Source organism: Pseudomonas sp. BF-B-15, from assembly GCF_019946675.1.
GTDB lineage: Bacteria > Pseudomonadota > Gammaproteobacteria > Pseudomonadales > Pseudomonadaceae > Aquipseudomonas > Aquipseudomonas migulae.
Genome location: NZ_JAGYFZ010000066.1, coordinates 17,368 through 34,331 on the forward strand (window position 1 = coordinate 17,368; position 16,964 = coordinate 34,331).

17 protein-coding genes and 1 tRNA gene are annotated in these 16,964 nt (G+C 55.9%); all 18 read left to right on the forward strand.

Annotated elements, in window-relative coordinates:
- Positions 1–22 precede the first annotated feature (22 nt).
- Positions 23–1,798: an aspartate--tRNA ligase gene (aspS, locus tag KGA97_RS19970; RefSeq protein WP_008029229.1), complete on the forward strand. Its 1,776-nt coding sequence runs from the start codon at positions 23–25 to the stop codon at positions 1,796–1,798.
- Between the two features lie 120 nt (positions 1,799–1,918).
- Positions 1,919–2,665 (forward strand): YebC/PmpR family DNA-binding transcriptional regulator, encoded by a 747-nt coding sequence (locus KGA97_RS19975; protein ID WP_008043322.1) that lies wholly within the window; start codon positions 1,919–1,921, stop codon positions 2,663–2,665.
- A 155-nt stretch (positions 2,666–2,820) separates the two neighbouring features.
- Positions 2,821–3,345 carry a crossover junction endodeoxyribonuclease RuvC gene (gene ruvC / locus KGA97_RS19980; RefSeq protein WP_019693260.1) on the forward strand — a complete coding sequence of 175 codons (525 nt, stop codon included), beginning with the start codon at positions 2,821–2,823 and terminating at the stop codon, positions 3,343–3,345.
- A gap of 115 nt (positions 3,346–3,460) precedes the next feature.
- Entirely contained in the window at positions 3,461–4,075 is a 615-nt protein-coding gene (gene ruvA / locus KGA97_RS19985; protein WP_008027783.1) for a Holliday junction branch migration protein RuvA, read from the forward strand.
- Positions 4,076–5,137: a Holliday junction branch migration DNA helicase RuvB gene (gene ruvB / locus KGA97_RS19990; RefSeq protein WP_008027785.1), complete on the forward strand. Its 1,062-nt coding sequence runs from the start codon at positions 4,076–4,078 to the stop codon at positions 5,135–5,137.
- Positions 5,138–5,264: 127 nt separating this feature from the next.
- Complete coding sequence (gene ybgC / locus KGA97_RS19995) at positions 5,265–5,732, forward strand: tol-pal system-associated acyl-CoA thioesterase (RefSeq protein ID WP_008027788.1); 468 nt, start codon at positions 5,265–5,267, stop codon at positions 5,730–5,732.
- Positions 5,722–6,417, forward strand: coding sequence for a protein TolQ (tolQ, locus tag KGA97_RS20000; RefSeq protein WP_008027789.1), 696 nt, complete (start codon positions 5,722–5,724; stop codon positions 6,415–6,417). Before ybgC ends, tolQ begins: the two co-directional genes overlap by 11 nt.
- Positions 6,418–6,440: 23 nt before the next feature.
- Positions 6,441–6,893, forward strand: coding sequence for a protein TolR (gene tolR, locus KGA97_RS20005; protein WP_161806672.1), 453 nt, complete (start codon positions 6,441–6,443; stop codon positions 6,891–6,893).
- The gene (gene tolA, locus KGA97_RS20010; protein WP_008038679.1) at positions 6,893–7,972 is read left to right on the forward strand and encodes a cell envelope integrity protein TolA; all 1,080 of its coding nucleotides are present in this window, start codon (positions 6,893–6,895) and stop codon (positions 7,970–7,972) included. The genes tolR and tolA overlap by 1 nt, the downstream gene beginning before the upstream one ends.
- A complete protein-coding gene (gene tolB, locus KGA97_RS20015) occupies positions 7,969–9,270 on the forward strand; it encodes a Tol-Pal system beta propeller repeat protein TolB (protein WP_032832453.1) in 1,302 nt (433 codons plus the stop codon). Before tolA ends, tolB begins: the two co-directional genes overlap by 4 nt.
- A 52-nt stretch (positions 9,271–9,322) precedes the next feature.
- Entirely contained in the window at positions 9,323–9,820 is a 498-nt protein-coding gene (gene pal, locus KGA97_RS20020; protein ID WP_008027793.1) for a peptidoglycan-associated lipoprotein Pal, read from the forward strand.
- A 6-nt stretch (positions 9,821–9,826) separates the two neighbouring features.
- A complete protein-coding gene (gene ybgF / locus KGA97_RS20025; protein ID WP_008038675.1) occupies positions 9,827–10,660 on the forward strand; it encodes a tol-pal system protein YbgF in 834 nt (277 codons plus the stop codon).
- Between the two features lie 165 nt (positions 10,661–10,825).
- A complete protein-coding gene (queE, locus tag KGA97_RS20030; protein ID WP_192229105.1) occupies positions 10,826–11,473 on the forward strand; it encodes a 7-carboxy-7-deazaguanine synthase QueE in 648 nt (215 codons plus the stop codon).
- 1 nt (position 11,474) lies between these two features.
- A complete protein-coding gene (gene queC / locus KGA97_RS20035; RefSeq protein WP_008038671.1) occupies positions 11,475–12,167 on the forward strand; it encodes a 7-cyano-7-deazaguanine synthase QueC in 693 nt (230 codons plus the stop codon).
- Positions 12,168–12,230: 63 nt separating this feature from the next.
- A tRNA-Lys gene (locus KGA97_RS20040) sits at positions 12,231–12,306 on the forward strand.
- 358 nt (positions 12,307–12,664) lie between these two features.
- Positions 12,665–13,804, forward strand: coding sequence for a dTDP-4-amino-4,6-dideoxygalactose transaminase (rffA, locus tag KGA97_RS20045; RefSeq protein ID WP_008038669.1), 1,140 nt, complete (start codon positions 12,665–12,667; stop codon positions 13,802–13,804).
- Between the two features lie 142 nt (positions 13,805–13,946).
- Positions 13,947–15,545 carry a hypothetical protein gene (locus KGA97_RS20050; protein ID WP_223481343.1) on the forward strand — a complete coding sequence of 533 codons (1,599 nt, stop codon included), beginning with the start codon at positions 13,947–13,949 and terminating at the stop codon, positions 15,543–15,545.
- A 285-nt stretch (positions 15,546–15,830) separates the two neighbouring features.
- Positions 15,831–16,889, forward strand: a complete 1,059-nt coding sequence (nadA, locus tag KGA97_RS20055) for a quinolinate synthase NadA (protein ID WP_008027802.1) — start codon at positions 15,831–15,833, stop codon at positions 16,887–16,889.
- The last annotated feature ends 75 nt before the right edge of the window (positions 16,890–16,964 follow it).

Sequence of the window (16,964 nt, forward strand, 5' to 3'; positions counted from 1 at the left end):
TACGAGAAGTGAAACCACTACCATGATGCGCAGCCATTATTGCGGCCAACTGAACGAAAGCCTGGAAGGCCAGGAAATTACCCTTTGCGGATGGGTTCACCGTCGCCGTGACCACGGTGGGGTGATTTTCCTCGATATCCGTGATCGTGACGGTCTGGCCCAGGTGGTGTTCGACCCGGACCGCGCTGAAACCTTCGCCGCCGCCGACCGCGTGCGCAGCGAATACGTGGTTAAAGTGACCGGCAAGGTCCGCCTGCGTCCGGCCGGTGCCGGCAACGCCAACATGGCGTCGGGCATGATCGAAGTGCTGGGCTACGAGCTGGAAGTACTGAACGAATCGGAAACCCCGCCGTTCCCGCTCAACGAATATTCCGAAGTGGGCGAAGAAACCCGTCTGCGCTATCGCTTCCTTGACCTGCGTCGCCCGGAAATGGCCGAGAAGCTGCGTCTGCGTTCGCGCATGACCACCAGCATCCGTCGTTACCTCGACGAGAACGGTTTCCTCGACGTCGAAACGCCGATCCTGACCCGTGCCACCCCTGAAGGCGCACGTGACTACCTGGTGCCGAGCCGTACTCACGCCGGTTCGTTCTTCGCCTTGCCGCAATCGCCACAGCTGTTCAAGCAGCTGCTGATGGTGGCCGGCTTCGACCGTTACTACCAGATCGCCAAGTGCTTCCGCGACGAAGACCTGCGTGCCGACCGTCAGCCTGAATTCACCCAGATCGACATCGAAACAAGCTTCCTCGATGAAAAAGACATCATGGGCCTCACCGAAGGCATGATCCGCAACCTGTTCAAGGAAGTGCTGGATCTGGAATTCGGTGAATTCCCGCACATGACATTCGAAGAGGCCATGCGTCGTTACGGTTCCGACAAGCCTGACCTGCGTAACCCGCTGGAACTGGTGGACGTTGCCGATCAACTGAAAGAAGTCGACTTCAAGGTCTTCAGTGGCCCGGCCAACGATCCGAAATGCCGTATCGCTGCCCTGCGTGTTCCTGGCGCAGCGAGCATGCCGCGCAAGCAGATCGACGACTACACCAAGTTCGTCGGCATCTACGGTGCCAAGGGCCTGGCGTACATCAAGGTCAACGAGCGCGCCAAAGGCGTTGAAGGCCTGCAGTCGCCAATCGTCAAGAACATCCCTGAAGCCAACCTCAACGTGATCCTCGATCGCGTTGGCGCAGTGGATGGCGACATCGTGTTCTTCGGTGCCGACAAAGCCAAGATCGTCAGCGAAGCCTTGGGTGCACTGCGGATCAAGGTCGGTAACGACCTGGACCTGCTGACCTGCAAGTGGGCACCAATGTGGGTCGTCGACTTCCCGATGTTCGAAGAAAACGACGACGGCAGCTTCACTGCCTTGCACCACCCGTTCACCGCGCCGAAATGCACCCCGGAAGAGCTGGAAGCCAACCCGGCGACCGCCCTGTCCCGTGCCTACGACATGGTCCTGAACGGCACCGAGCTGGGTGGCGGTTCGATCCGTATCCACCGCAAGGAAATGCAACAGACGGTATTCCGCCTGCTGGGTATCAATGAAGCGGAACAGGAAGAGAAATTCGGCTTCCTGCTCGACGCCCTGAAATACGGCGCGCCGCCGCACGGTGGTCTGGCCTTCGGTCTGGACCGTCTGGTGATGCTGATGACCGGCGCCCAGTCGATCCGTGAAGTGATCGCCTTCCCGAAAACCCAGAGTGCTGCCGACGTGATGACGCAAGCACCGGGTGTGGTCGATGCCAAGGCATTGCGCGAACTGCACATTCGTCTGCGCGAAACGCCAAAAGCTGAGTAAGGCTGACCCTGAAGGCGCATCCTCATGGGATGCGCCTTTTCTTCAGGTCGAGATTTTTTGTTTGCTGGCCGGCACTCCGTGTGTGGCGGGCAATGTTTCAAAGAGAATTCGGAGCGAGTTATGGCGGGTCATTCCAAGTGGGCGAACATCAAGCACCGCAAAGAACGTCAGGATGCCAAGAAGGGCAAGATTTTCACCAAGTGGATACGTGAACTGACCGTTGCTGCCCGTCAGGGCGGCAGTGATCCGGGCTCCAACCCGCGTCTGCGACTGGCCCTGGACAAGGCGCTGGGCGCGAACATGAGCCGCGACATCATCGATCGCGCGGTGGCTCGCGGTGCCGGTGCAGCCGACACTGATGACATGGTCGAGCTGACCTACGAAGGCTACGGCCCAGGTGGCGTGGCGGTGATGGTCGAGTGCATGACCGACAACCGCAACCGCACCGCAGCGGCTGTTCGCCATGCGTTCAGCAAGTGCGGCGGTAACCTGGGTACCGACGGTTCCGTGGCTTATCTGTTCGAGCGCAAAGGGCAGATTTCCTTCGCGCCGGGCGTGGATGAAGACGCCTTGATGGAAGCGGCGATGGAAGCCGACGCCGATGACGTGGTCACGAACGAAGACGGCTCCATTGACGTGTTCACCTCGTTCGCCGGTTTCTACTCCGTGCGTAACGCTCTGGAAGCCGCCGGTTTCAAAGGTGATGACGCGGAAATCGTCATGTTGCCGACCACCAGTGCCGAACTGGACCTGGAAGGTGCCGAGAAAGTCCTCAAGCTGATCGACATGCTCGAAGACCTGGATGACGTGCAGAACGTCTATTCCAACGCGGATATCCCCGAGTCGGTGGCCGCACAGCTCGGCTAAGGGCGTCCCCTGTAGGAGCGAGCCTGCTCGCGAAAAACCTGAGAGCGCCGCGCCAATTCAGGTGTAGCGCGTTATCGTTAACGTCCATCGCGAGCAGGCTCGCTCCTACAGTGTTGTGGGTTCGCCACGCACATTCATTACAAGCCGCAGGCGTTATGACTTTAATTCTTGGTATCGACCCCGGTTCGCGCATCACCGGCTATGGCGTGGTACGCGATACCGGGCGTGGCTGCGTGTACGTGGCGTCGGGCTGTATTCGTACCGGTTCCGGCGAGTTGCACGAGCGTCTGCAAATTGTCTATCGCGGCGTGCGTGAAGTCATCCAGACCTACGGCCCGGTGACCATGGGCATCGAAAAGGTGTTCATGGCGCGCAACGCCGATTCCGCGCTGAAACTCGGTCAGGCCCGAGGCGCGGCAATCGTTGCCGGCGCCGAAGAGAATCTGGAAATCGCCGAATACACGGCCACCCAGGTCAAACAGGCAGTAACCGGGACCGGCGCGGCGAATAAAGAGCAGGTGCAAATGATGGTGATGCACATGTTGAAACTCACCAGCAAACCGCAAATCGATGCCTCGGACGCCCTGGCCATTGCCATTTGCCATGCTCACACCCGTTCCAGCCTGTTGCCTCATGGTCTGGGCACGGCACGCAGTCGTGGCGGGCGCCTGCGTCTCTGATAGCATCAGCAGTCATTTTTACGGAATGAGGGTTTTGTGCCTGTGTTGTCGGCGCAACACCCTTGTTCTGTCAGTCGCCAGCCACCGAACTGGCCAACGCTCAAGGATCTGAAACGTGATTGGACGCTTGCGCGGCACACTGGCTGAGAAACAGCCGCCGCACCTGATTCTGGATGTAAACGGTCTGGGGTATGAGCTTGAAGTGCCCATGACCACGCTGTATCGCTTGCCGTCGGTCGGTGAACCGCTGACGTTGCACACCCATTTGGTCGTACGCGAAGACGCGCAGTTACTCTATGGTTTCGCCAGCAAGCGTGAGCGAGACTTTTTTCGCGAGTTGATTCGTCTCAATGGTGTAGGGCCGAAATTGGCCCTGGCGTTGATGTCGAGTCTGGAAGTCGATGAACTGGTACGTTGCGTGCAGTCCCAGGACACCTCGGCCCTGACCAAGGTGCCGGGCGTGGGCAAGAAGACCGCCGAGCGTTTGCTGGTGGAACTCAAGGATCGCTTCAAGGCGTGGGAAACCGTGCCGGCGATGTTTGCCCTGGTGCCAAACCAACCAGGCGGGCCGGATATTGCGCCGGTCGCCACTGCGGAAAATGACGCCGTCAGTGCGCTGATTTCCCTGGGCTACAAGCCGCAGGAAGCCAGCAAGGCGATTTCCGCGATCAAGGAGAAAGGTTTGAGCAGTGAAGACATGATTCGCCGTGCCCTGAAGGGAATGATCTAAGTGATTGAAGCTGATCGTCTGATAGCCGCCACGCCGGGCCCGCGCGACCGCGAGGAAGTCCAGGATCGGGCGATTCGTCCTGTCAGTCTGGCCGAATACATTGGCCAGCCGACCGTTCGCGAGCAAATGGAGCTGTTCATCCAGGCGGCCCGTGGGCGTAACGAATCCCTGGACCACACTTTGATCTTCGGCCCGCCGGGCCTGGGTAAAACCACCCTGGCCAACATCATCGCCCAGGAAATGGGTGTGTCGATCAAAAGCACCTCGGGCCCGGTTCTGGAACGTCCGGGTGACCTGGCTGCGCTGCTGACCAACCTCGAGCCGCACGACGTGCTGTTTATCGACGAAATCCATCGGTTGTCGCCGATTGTCGAAGAAGTGCTGTACCCGGCCATGGAAGATTTCCAGCTCGACATCATGATCGGCGAGGGCCCGGCTGCCCGTTCGATCAAGCTGGATCTGCCGCCGTTCACGCTGGTGGGGGCGACGACGCGCGCCGGCATGCTGACCAACCCGCTGCGCGACCGCTTCGGCATCGTCCAGCGTCTCGAGTTTTACAGCACTGCCGACCTGGCGACGATTGTCAGCCGTTCGGCGAACATTCTTGGCTTGCCACTGGATCCCGAAGGCGCATTCGAAATCGCCCGCCGGGCTCGTGGCACCCCGCGGATCGCCAACCGACTGTTGCGCCGGGTGCGTGATTTCGCCGAAGTTCGCGCCAAGGGCCACATCACCAAACCGATTGCCGATCTCGCCTTGAATCTGCTGGATGTCGACGAGCGTGGTTTCGATCACCAGGACCGACGTCTGCTGCTGACCATGATCGAGAAGTTCGACGGTGGACCGGTGGGCGTCGACAGTCTGGCCGCCGCGATCAGCGAAGAACGTCACACTATTGAAGACGTGCTGGAACCGTATCTGATCCAGCAGGGCTACATCATGCGCACGCCGCGGGGGCGGGTGGTCACCCGGCATGCGTACCTGCACTTTGGTTTAAACATTCCGTCACGATTGGGCGAGATGCCCGTGGTAGACGAGTTCCTTGATGCAGTGGACGATTAATTAATCTTTGCGCGCTTATTTTTCGGGCATTGTGCTGTCCCAGGACCGTACTTTCGCGAGAAAGCCGCAGATCAATGAAAAACAGTTGCCTGGCCGGATTGGCAACCTGAGGAGTAAGCACTAGAGTATGCGCGCGCAAAACGGGCTTGAGCCTTTCGCACATCGTTGTCGCGTTTATTACGAGGACACCGATGCGGGCGGCATCGTGTATTACGTTAATTACCTCAAGTTTATGGAACGGGCTCGAACCGAGCGGCTCCGGGAGCTGGGCTTTGCCCAATCCCAGCTGGCAGGGGAGGACCTGTTGTTTGTCGTGCATTCCAGCGAAGCGCGTTACCACGCGCCGGCGCGACTGGACGACGAGCTACTGGTAAGCGCTGAAGTAATCGAATTGAACCGTGTCAGCCTGCGCTTTAAACAGCAGGTCAGGCGAGCCACGGATAATGCGCTGCTCTGTGAAGGGCAGTTTTTGGTGGCCTGTGTGCGCACTGAAAGTTTAAAACCCCGGGCCATTCCCGAAGCTCTACGTGCGGCCTTTGCCGACGTGAGCGGCGCGGGTACACACTCAAAGCAGGAGATAAAGCGTGGAAGCTAACGTCGTCGACCATTCCTCCATGTGGAGCCTGGTCAGCAATGCCAGTATCGTGGTGCAACTGGTAATGCTGATCCTGGTAGCCGCATCGGTGACCTCATGGATCATGATCTTTCAGCGCAGCAACTTGCTGCGCGCCGGTCGACGCGCCCTGGAGAGCTTCGAAGAGCGCTTCTGGTCGGGTATCGACCTGTCCAAACTGTACCGTCAGGCCGGCAGCAACCCGGACCCGGATTCGGGCGTCGAGCAGATCTTCCGTGCCGGCTTCAAGGAATTCTCCCGTCTGCGTCAGCAGCCAGGCGTTGACCCTGAAGCGGTCATGGAAGGCGTGGCCCGCGCCATGCGTGTCGCCATCTCCCGCGAAGAAGAAAAGCTCGAGCAGAGCCTGCCGTTCCTCGCCACTGTCGGTTCCGTCAGCCCTTACATCGGTCTGTTCGGTACGGTCTGGGGCATCATGAACTCCTTCCGTGGCCTGGCAACTGCCCAGCAAGCGACCCTGGCCACTGTGGCTCCAGGTATCGCCGAGGCACTGATTGCAACTGCGATCGGCCTGTTCGCCGCCATCCCTGCCGTTATCGCTTACAACCGTTTTGCCGCTCGCAGCGAAACGCTGATCGGCCGTTACTACACCTTCGCCGATGAATTCCAGGCGATCCTGCACCGCAAAGTGCACACCAGCGAAGAATAAGCAGGTAATTTCCAATGGCTTTAATCGCTCGAGCTCGCAAAAAGCGCAAGCCGGTTGCCGAGATGAACGTAGTGCCTTACATCGACGTGATGCTGGTACTGCTGGTCATCTTCATGGTGACCGCGCCGATGCTCAATCAGGGCGTGAAAGTTGATCTGCCCAAGGTTTCCAGCGAAGCCTTGCCGCAGGACAACAACACCCAGGTCCTGACCATTTCGATCAAGGCTGACAAGACCTACTACTGGAACCTTGGCAGCGAAGTCGACACTGAAAAGCAGCAGGACAGGGCAATGACCTTGCCTCAGATGACTGATGCGGTGACCAAGATCATTCGCGCCGGGACTGAAGGCGGCAAACGTACCCAAGTGTTCATCCGCGGCGACAAAACCGTCGATTACGGTTCCGTCATGGGTGCCATGGGCGGATTGCAGAAGGCCGGGGTCGGTAATGTTGGCTTGATTACCGAGGCACCCTGATGCAGCAAATGCGAGAGCCATCCGCCTCGGAAAGCTACTTCTGGCCTAGTGTCCTGGCGATTGTCTTGCACGTGCTGGTTTTCGGCATGCTGTTCGTCAGTTTTGCCTTCACACCGGAGCTGCCGCCGGCCAAGCCGATTGTCCAGGCGACCCTGTACCAACTGAAGTCGAAAAGCCAGGCGACCACCCAGACCAATCAGAAGATTGCGGGTGAGGCGAAGAAATCCGCCGCGCGCCAGACCGAAGTCGAGCAGATGGAACAGAAGTTGATCGAGCAGGAAGCGATCAAGGCTGCGGAACAAAAGAAGGAAGACGCGGCTCAAAAAGCCGAAGAATCCAAGAAGGCCGACGAGACCAAGAAAGCGGAAGAGGCTAAAAAGGCTGATGAAGCCAAAAAAGCCGATGAAGCGAAGAAGACCGCCGAGGCCAAAAAGGCTGAAGAGAAACAATTGGCTGATATAGCCAAGAAGAAGTCTGAAGAAGAAGCCAAGAAAGCGGCTGAAGAAGAGGCCAAGAAAGCGGCCGCGGAAGAAGCCAAGAAGAAGATCGTCGAAGACGCGAAGAAGAAAGCCGCGGAAGACGCCAAGAAGAAATCTGAAGCTGAAGAGGCGAAGAAGAAAGTCGCCGAAGATGCGAAGAAGAAAGCTGCTGCCGATGCTGCGAAAAAGAAATCGCAGGAAGCGGCACGTAAATCCGCCGAAGAGAAAAAGGCTCAGGCCCTGGCAGATTTGCTTTCCGACACGCCTCAGCGTCAGCAGGCCTTGGCGGATGAGCAGGGTGACGAAGTCGCCGGCAGTTTCGATGACCTGATTCGTGCTCGTGCAGCGGAAGGCTGGGCTCGTCCACCTTCGGCACGCAAAGGCATGACGGTCGTGTTGCAAATCGGCATGTTGCCGGACGGTACGGTGACTTCGGTCAGCGTGTCCAAGTCCAGTGGTGACGGTCCGTTTGACGCGTCGGCAGTTGCTGCGGTCAAGAATATTGGACGTTTGACAGAAATGCAGGGAATGAAGCCGAGTGATTTCGCTCCGTATCGTTCATTCAAGATGACATTCACACCTGAGGATCTAGCCTTGTGAGAAACCTTCTTCGAGGAATGCTTGTCGTGATCTGCTGCCTGGCAGGGATTGCGACGGCAGATGAAAAAAACATTCTGGTCACCAGCGGCAGCGATCGGGCTACTCCGATCGCCGTCGTACCGTTTGGCAACCAGGGCGGCAGCGTGTTGCCGGACGACATGGCCGAAATCATCGGTAACGACCTGCGCAATTCGGGTTACTACTCGCCGATTCCAAAGCAGAACATGATCAGCCAGCCGAGCCAGGCCAGCGAAATCATCTTCCGTGACTTCAAGGCGCTCGGCGCCCAGTACGTCATGGTCGGCAGCATTGCTCCGGCGGGCGGTCGCCTGCAGGTTCAATACGCTCTGTTCAACGTCGCCACCGAACAACAAGTGCTGACCGGCAGCGTGTCGGGCAGCGTTGATCAACTGCGTGACATGTCGCACTACATCGCGGACCAGTCGTTCGAAAAACTCACCGGTATCAAAGGTGCGTTCTCGACACGTCTGCTGTACGTGACTGCAGAGCGTTTCTCCGAGAAGAACACGCGCTACACGCTGCAACGTTCTGACTATGACGGTGCCCGCGCCGTGACCCTGCTGCAATCGCGCGAGCCGATCCTGTCGCCGCGTTTTGCACCGGATGGCAAGCGCATCGCTTATGTGTCGTTCGAGCAGAAGCGTCCGCGCATCTTCATGCAGAACATCGATACCGGTCGCCGTGAGCAGATCACCAACTTCGAAGGCCTGAATGGCGCGCCAGCCTGGTCGCCGGATGGCAATCGCCTGGCGTTGGTTCTGTCGAAAGACGGTAACCCGGATATCTATGTGATGAACCTGGGTTCGCGTCAGCTGACCCGTGTTACCAACGGTCCTGGCATCAACACCGAACCGTTCTGGGGCAAGGATGGTAATACCCTTTACTTCACCTCCGACCGTGGCGGCAAGCCACAAATCTACAAAACCAGCGCCAGTGGCGGTGGTGCGGAGCGTGTGACTTTCATCGGCAACTACAACGCCAACCCGAAGCTTTCGGCTGATGAAAAGACCCTGGTGATGATTCACCGCCAGGATGGCTTCACTAATTTCAAGGTGGCGGCCCAGGATTTGCAGCGCGGAAGCGTAAAAATCCTCACTGATAGCACTCTGGACGAGTCGCCTACTGTTGCGCCCAACGGCACCATGGTAATCTACGCCACCCGCCAGCAGGGCCGGGGAGTCTTGATGCTCGTGTCCATTAATGGACGCGTAAGGCTCCCGCTTCCTACCGCACAAGGCGAAGTCAGAGAACCTTCCTGGTCCCCTTACCTGAACTGACGCGGCGCTACACGTTGTACTTAACACACTGGGGTTCATTAGGAGTTTCACGATGGAAATGCTGAAGTTTGGTAAATTTGCTGCGCTGGCTCTGGCCATGGCTGTAGCTGTAGGTTGCTCGTCCAAAGGCGGCGACAACGCCGGTGAAGGCGCTGTTGATCCAAACGCTGGTTACGGCGCTAACACTGGTGCCGTTGATGGCTCCCTGAGCGAAGAAGCTGCTCTGCGCGCAATCACCACCTTCTACTTCGAATACGATAGCTCGGACCTGAAGCCAGAAGCCATGCGCGCTCTGGACGTTCACGCCAAAGACCTGAAAGCAAACGGCGCTCGCGTTGTTCTGGAAGGCAACACCGACGAACGTGGTACTCGTGAGTACAACCTGGCACTGGGCGAGCGTCGTGCGAAAGCCGTTCAACGCTACCTGGTACTGCAAGGTGTTTCCCCAGCTCAGCTGGAACTGGTTTCCTACGGCGAAGAGCGTCCAGTTGCTACCGGCAACGACGAGCAGTCCTGGGCTCAAAACCGTCGCGTCGAACTGCGTAAGTAATTCGTCATGCGAACGTGCCGTCGTGCTGTAACTGTTTTGGCTCTCAGCCTCGCACCGCTTGCGGTGTGGGCTGCGGTTCCTGTGGTCGATAATGACTCCGGCTATAACAATAGCGGGAGTAGTTATCCGCCTGCGGGTTACGGTACGAACGGCGCCTATGCCGGGGGAGGGGTTTCGGCCCCTGTCTCGGCACAGGGCGAGCTGTTCAACCAACTGCAATCGATGCAGGAGCAGATCTCGCGCCAACAAGGTGTGATTGAAGTTCTGCAAAATGATGTAGCGCGCATGAAGCAGGAAAACCTGGAGCGATACCAGGATCTTGATCGGCGCATAGGAACCGGCGTTGCACCAGCCGCGACTCCTGAGAATTCTTCTACCGGTGGCGATCTGAATGCCCCCGGCGCAGCAGCGGGTGCAGGGGCGGCAGCCGCTCAGGCTCCTGCCGCGGGTAGCGAACCGGCGGATCCAGCGAAGGAAAAACTGTATTACGATGCAGCCTTCGACTTGATCAAGGCCAAGGATTTCGACAAAGCCAGTCAGGCTTTCTCCGCTTTCCTGCGCAAATACCCGAACAGCCAATACGCGGGCAACGCCCAGTACTGGTTGGGCGAAGTGAACCTGGCCAAAGGCGATCTGCAAGGTGCAGGTCAGGCATTTGCCAAGGTTTCGCAGCTGTACCCAAAGCACAACAAAGTGCCTGATTCGCTGTACAAGCTGGCTGATGTAGAACGCCGCCTCGGTCATCCCGACAAGGTAAAAGGCATTCTGCAGCAGGTCGTGTCCCAATATCCGGGCACTTCCGCCGCTCAGCTGGCCCAACGCGATCTGCAACGCATGTAAGCCTGCTTGACCCATTTCGAAGAAACCCGCGCTTGTCGCGGGTTTTTTCGTTAGAATTCACGCCCTTTTTATGAAATACGCTTTTTGGGGCCTGCGCGTTGGCGAGGTTCCTTGAAGTGCTGACGGAGGCGGACAGCCTGTTTAGCTGTTACGCCCGTGGCGACTATGCAAGACACATTGAGAATCACCGAAGTTTTCTACTCGTTGCAGGGGGAAACGCGGACTGCCGGGCTGCCCACAGTATTTGTGCGCCTGACCGGTTGCCCATTGCGTTGCCAATACTGCGACAGCGCCTATGCGTTCACTGGCGGTACTGTCCGAACGCTCGACGACATCCTCGAGCAAGTGGCCGGTTTCCGCCCGCGTTATGTGTGTGTCACCGGCGGAGAGCCGCTGGCGCAACCCAATGCCATCCCATTGCTCAAGCAGTTGTGCGACGCCGGTTACGAAGTGTCACTGGAAACCAGTGGTGCACTTGATATCTCGGCGGTAGATTCACGCGTGAGTCGCGTTGTCGACCTGAAAACCCCGGGTTCGAAGGAAGCGCATCGCAACCGCTATGAGAACATCGAGCTGCTCACCCCCAACGACCAGGTGAAGTTTGTCATCTGCTCGCGGGAAGACTACGACTGGGCCGTGTCGAAGCTGATTCAGTACGGTCTGGATCGCCGAGCCGGTGAAGTGCTGTTCTCGCCAAGCCACCATGACCTGAATGCTCGGGATCTGGCTGACTGGGTGGTGGCGGACAACCTGCCAGTACGTCTGCAACTGCAGCTGCATAAATATCTTTGGAATGACGAGCCGGGGCGCTGATATGACTGAACAAACGAATACTGCTGAAAAACGTGCGGTCATCCTGCTGTCCGGCGGTCTCGACTCGGCGACGGTCGTGGCCATGGCTCGCGCTGAAGGCTACAGCTGCTACACGATGAGCTTCGATTACGGTCAGCGGTCTCACGCTGAATTACACGCCGCTGAACGTGTTGCCCGGGACTTGGGTGTGGTCGAGCACAAGGTCATCGGTTTGAACCTGAACGGCATTGGTGGCTCGGCACTGACCGACAGCAGCATTGATGTGCCGGAAGAGGCAGGCGAGGGCATTCCGGTGACTTACGTGCCTGCTCGCAATACCGTGTTTCTGTCCCTGGCGCTAGGTTGGGCCGAAGTGCTCGGGGCGCGCGACATCTTCATTGGCGTTAACGCTGTCGATTACTCCGGCTATCCGGATTGCCGTCCTGAGTTCATCGAGTCCTTCGAGCGCATGGCCAATCTGGCGACCAAGGCCGGTGTCGAAGGCAATGGCTTCCGCATTCAGGCGCCCCTGCAAAACCTGAGCAAGGCGCAGATCGTCCAGGCGGGCGTGAAGCTCGGCGTCGACTACGGTCTGACCGTTTCCTGCTATCAGGCGGACGATAAAGGCTACGCGTGCGGCAAATGCGACAGCTGCCGACTGCGTGCGGAAGGCTTCGCAGCCGCCGGAATCAGCGATCCAACACCTTATTTTTGATTTATTTCAAATTAGGTGTTGAATAGTCCTTAAAAATCAGTATTATACGCGCCACCACACAGCGGGTCGTTAGCTCAGTTGGTAGAGCAGTTGGCTTTTAACCAATTGGTCGTAGGTTCGAATCCCACACGACCCACCATTTTTGTAGCAGTTTTAAAAGTCTGGAAGGCCCACGAAAGTGAGGATTTCCGGATTTTTTTTTGCCTGGAAGAAAGTGCGCGGCGCGGACGGAGCAGTGGTGTATGGCTTTCGTAGGCGTGTGACTTCGTAAGGGCCATGGCAGGCGCCATTTTCGACATGGATGTTCAGAATGACAGGCTCATCTGACATACTGTGACAAAGTGGAATTGGCAGAGACATAAAGAGATGAAAGCCCGGATCGGGGCTCTCCTTCTGCCGTCCAGGCAATAGGGTTTCAACTTTTTCTCACCGTGGTTTTCATTGAAACTCCGAAAACCTAATGAGCCAAGGCCAAAACTTACCCAGTCGGAGCAGGCATGAGCACTGAAAAAATACTCTTCAATCGTCCATACATGACGGGTAAAGAGCTGTACTACATCGCAGAAGCCAAGTTTGGGAATATGCTGGCGGGTGATGGCTCCTTCACCAAGCGTTGTCATCAATGGATTGAACAAAGCACGGGCTGTAATACCGCGCTCCTCACTCATTCGTGCACCGCCGCACTTGAAATGGCTGCATTGTTGCTGGATATACAGCCTGGCGATGAAGTGATCTTGCCGTCCTATACGTTCGTTTCAACCGCCAATGCCTTTGTACTGCGCGGTGCGATCCCTGTATTTGTGGATATTCGTAAAGATACATTGAATCTGGATGAGAAGCTGATTGAAGCAGCCATTACTCCCCGGACCAAAGCTATTGTTCCTGTTCATTATGCGGGCGTGTCCTGTGAGATGGATACGATCATGCATATTGCTCGTAAGCATGGTCTCAAAGTAGTGGAGGATGCTGCCCAGGGTGTAATGTCCAGCTATAAGGGGCGTGCACTTGGGAGTATTGGTGATCTCGGTGCATTCAGCTTTCACGAAACAAAGAATGTGATTTCGGGTGAGGGCGGTGCGCTTTTAGTTAACGAACCACAGCTTTCGTTGCGCGCTGAAATTATTCGTGAGAAAGGCACTGATCGCAGTCGCTTCTTTCGTGGGCTGGTAGATAAATATACCTGGCAGGAAGTAGGTTCTTCATTTTTGCCAGGAGAGTTGATTGCCGCATTTCTTTGGGCTCAACTGGAAGAGGCCAAAAGTATCACCGATCGACGATTGGCAGTCTGGGACTACTATCATGCTGCCCTTGCTCCTTTGGAGCAAAAGGGCTTGTTGCGTCGTCCAATTGTGCCGGAAGACTGTCAGCACAATGCGCATATGTACTACGTGTTGCTGGCACCAGGTGTTGATCGACAGGCTGTCCTGGAAGCGTTGAAGCAAAACGATATATCCGCAGTATTCCATTATGTTCCTCTTCATTCGTCACCAGGCGGCCTGCGCTACGGACGAGTTCATGGTTCCATGGACAATACGGATGCACTTTCAGAGTCTTTATTGCGACTACCTCTTTGGGTCGGCTTGGCACCAGAGCAGCAAGATAAAGTCGTGGACGTCTTGGCGCGGGCTATTAGTTAATCTACGTGTTTTGTGAAGAGTTGCAGTGAGATTCAATGGCGAACAGGGTGCCATTCGTGGCATCCGTGCTTATGGTGCGTGAGGTTGATATCTCCGGAACAGGCATATTGAAGTTCGTTTTCATAACAGAGATTTAGACATTATGTTTTTTGCGGTGCTAAAGCAGGTATCTGAAAGAATTTCGGCCAGTTTGGCTCTGAAGATAGTTTTTGTGGTGCTGGCATATTTGTCTTACGCCTTTCCCATGATTTACGCCTACTTTGAATCTGTCAATTTCATCTATGTAAACGCCTGGGATGAGGAGACTTATCTAAGCTATCAAGGCGCATTGGGTTCTTTGACAGTGCCTGGGTATTGGGCATCCGGGGCGATCGTTTATACCCTACAAAATCTGGGGTTGAGTGGGGGAGAAATCAATATTCTGTTTGATTGTCTCTTGACGCCAGCCACATTTTTCTTGCTTGTATTTATTCTTCGTCGGTTGAATGTCAACTATGGGCGGGCATTGATATACGCAGCGATAGTTTTGTTTTCTCCCATTATTTTTAATTTCGGTAATCCGCTTATAGCGCATCTGACCAGGGATTATGGTGTATTCGGTTACGGCTGGGAATATTACCAATCGGCGTTGAGAACGCCGGAGCCACAACTGTCATATTTTTTTGTTGTGCTGGCGGTTTCGGCTTTTTTAAAAACCGGGCGCTTGCTTTGTTTGTTTGTGCTGTTGCCGTTGTTGTATTTCTATGTGGGGGTACCTTATGCGTACTTCCTCGTCTGTGGTTTTATCTTGCTGCATTCATGGTTCTTTAATAAGAGTCTGAGCTATTTGCGAATAGGTATCGCCTGCGTGGCGTCTTATTTGGCTTTGTCTTTCGGTTTTATGTTTTTTGATTTTCTGTTTTTGTCAAAAGATCCATTTATTTCCGCGATGTCGGATGGTTATATAAAAAGCCATGTGCCGATGTTGCCAGTTTCCGGCCTTGTAGCGCTTGGTTTTTTCTTGGTTCAGTTTGCTCTTTCCCGTCGATACGCTATAAAAGACACTTGGCATGTATATAGCCAGTTTTTTATTGCTCTTTCGTTGTTCCTTGTTTGTAATGTGCACGTTGTCTCTGGGGTTATGCTGTCGTACAAGAATTATATTGATTACTCCACCGGTCTTGTGGCTGGGGTGGCAATAATTATTTTTCTTGATTTTCTAAGGTGTCATGCGATCAAAGGTGCGAGGCTTGCTTGTTTTGCTGTCGCCTCGATCATTTTATATCTTACGTTCAAGGCTTATGGGTTCAACTTCAGTGAACTGGAGTACACGTATTTCCGTGGTTTGCAGTTCAATTCGGTTGAAGAGTATAAGGCGGCCTCAAGCGATCCGATGTCGATCGTTATTCAAGACAGTGATTTGTCTGCCAAGCTGCCTTACTCGGTTTCGATGATGGCGGTGCCACTATTCTCCTATCAGTACAACTTTCCTTTGGTTGCTAACGGATGCCGTGCTGTTCTTGAACGAATGGAAACAGTTGCCGATACTTTGAAGAGCCGTTCACAAGGCGATTCATCGTTGAAAGTTGACTATTTTGACGCTTCGATCAAAGCGTTTTCGGGACAGAAGTATGTGCCGCTTGAAAAGCAAAGGGATTTCCCCGCAAACGTGATTTGCAAAAAACTGCCCATGGATGGGGATGTCAAAGTGCTAGATGCTCAATTCAAGGATAACGGCTGGATCACCATCAAGTTATTTTGATTCGTGCACCGAAAAGCGGTGGTGGCCGGGTTTTTAATCGTCCGCCACCACTCAATCTGTTAGTACTGGCAGATTTCTCGCTTCAAGAATCATGACCGGCAAGGCGTTGTGTATCGGAATCAGCTTGAAATGGTCTTTTGTCTCCAGGGGATATTCTGTAGCCTTGCGCAGCTTCAACGCTGTCCATGCCTGATGAATACTCACTTTCCCGGCGGTACCCCTGAAGGGTCCGGAGCCGGGTGTATACTCGACTTTCGCGCGTAAGCGCTTGCAGGTCTTGCGAACATGACGCAGATTTCCGAACGCCTTCTGGTTCAAGCCCACCTCGACGCCAAGCAGCCCAAGCCGCTGACGGTCGAGGAAGAGGCCTATTATCGCGCTGCCATTGCTGCCGAGCTCAAGGCTCAGGACGCGGTGCTGGTTGCACACTTCTATTGTGATCCGGTTATTCAAGCCCTGGCTGAAGAAACCGGTGGCTGTGTCTCCGACTCGCTGGAGATGGCCCGTTTCGGCAATGCTCACCCGGCCAAGACCGTTGTGGTCGCCGGTGTGAAATTCATGGGCGAAACCGCCAAAATCCTCAACCCTGAAAAACGTGTGCTGATGCCGACCCTGGAAGCGACCTGTTCGCTGGACCTGGGTTGCCCGGTGGACGAGTTCTCGGCGTTTTGCGATCAGCACCCGGAACGTACCGTGGTGGTGTATGCCAACACCTCGGCAGCGGTCAAGGCCCGGGCGGACTGGGTTGTGACCTCAAGTTGTGCGCTGGAGATCGTTGAAAGCCTGATGGATAACGGCGAAACGATCATCTGGGGCCCGGACAAGCACCTGGGCACCTACATTCAGCGCCAGACCGGTGCGGACATGTTGCTGTGGGACGGGGCCTGCATCGTTCACGAAGAGTTCAAGTCCAAGCAGCTCGAAGACATGAAAGCGCTGTACCCGGACGCGGCGATTCTGGTGCACCCGGAATCACCGACCTCGGTGATCGAGCTGGCGGACGCTGTCGGTTCCACCAGTCAGTTGATCGCAGCGGCGCAGAGCCTGCCGAACAAGACGCTTATCGTTGCCACCGACCGTGGCATCTTCTACAAGATGCAGCAGTTGTGCCCGGACAAGGTGTTCATCGAGGCGCCAACAGCGGGTAACGGCGCGGCGTGCCGCAGTTGCGCGCACTGCCCGTGGATGGCGATGAATACGCTTGAGCGCACGCTGAAGGCCTTGAAGGAAGGGGCGAACGAGATCTTTGTCGATCCGGCGTTGATCCCTCAGGCGATTCGCCCGTTGAAGCGGATGCTCGACTTCACTCAGGCTGCGCGGATGAAGCTGGCCGGGAACGCCTGATAGCTGTCAGGCAAATTGAAAAACCTGTGGGAGCGAGCCTGCTCGCGATGGCGGAATGTCAGCAAACATTAATGT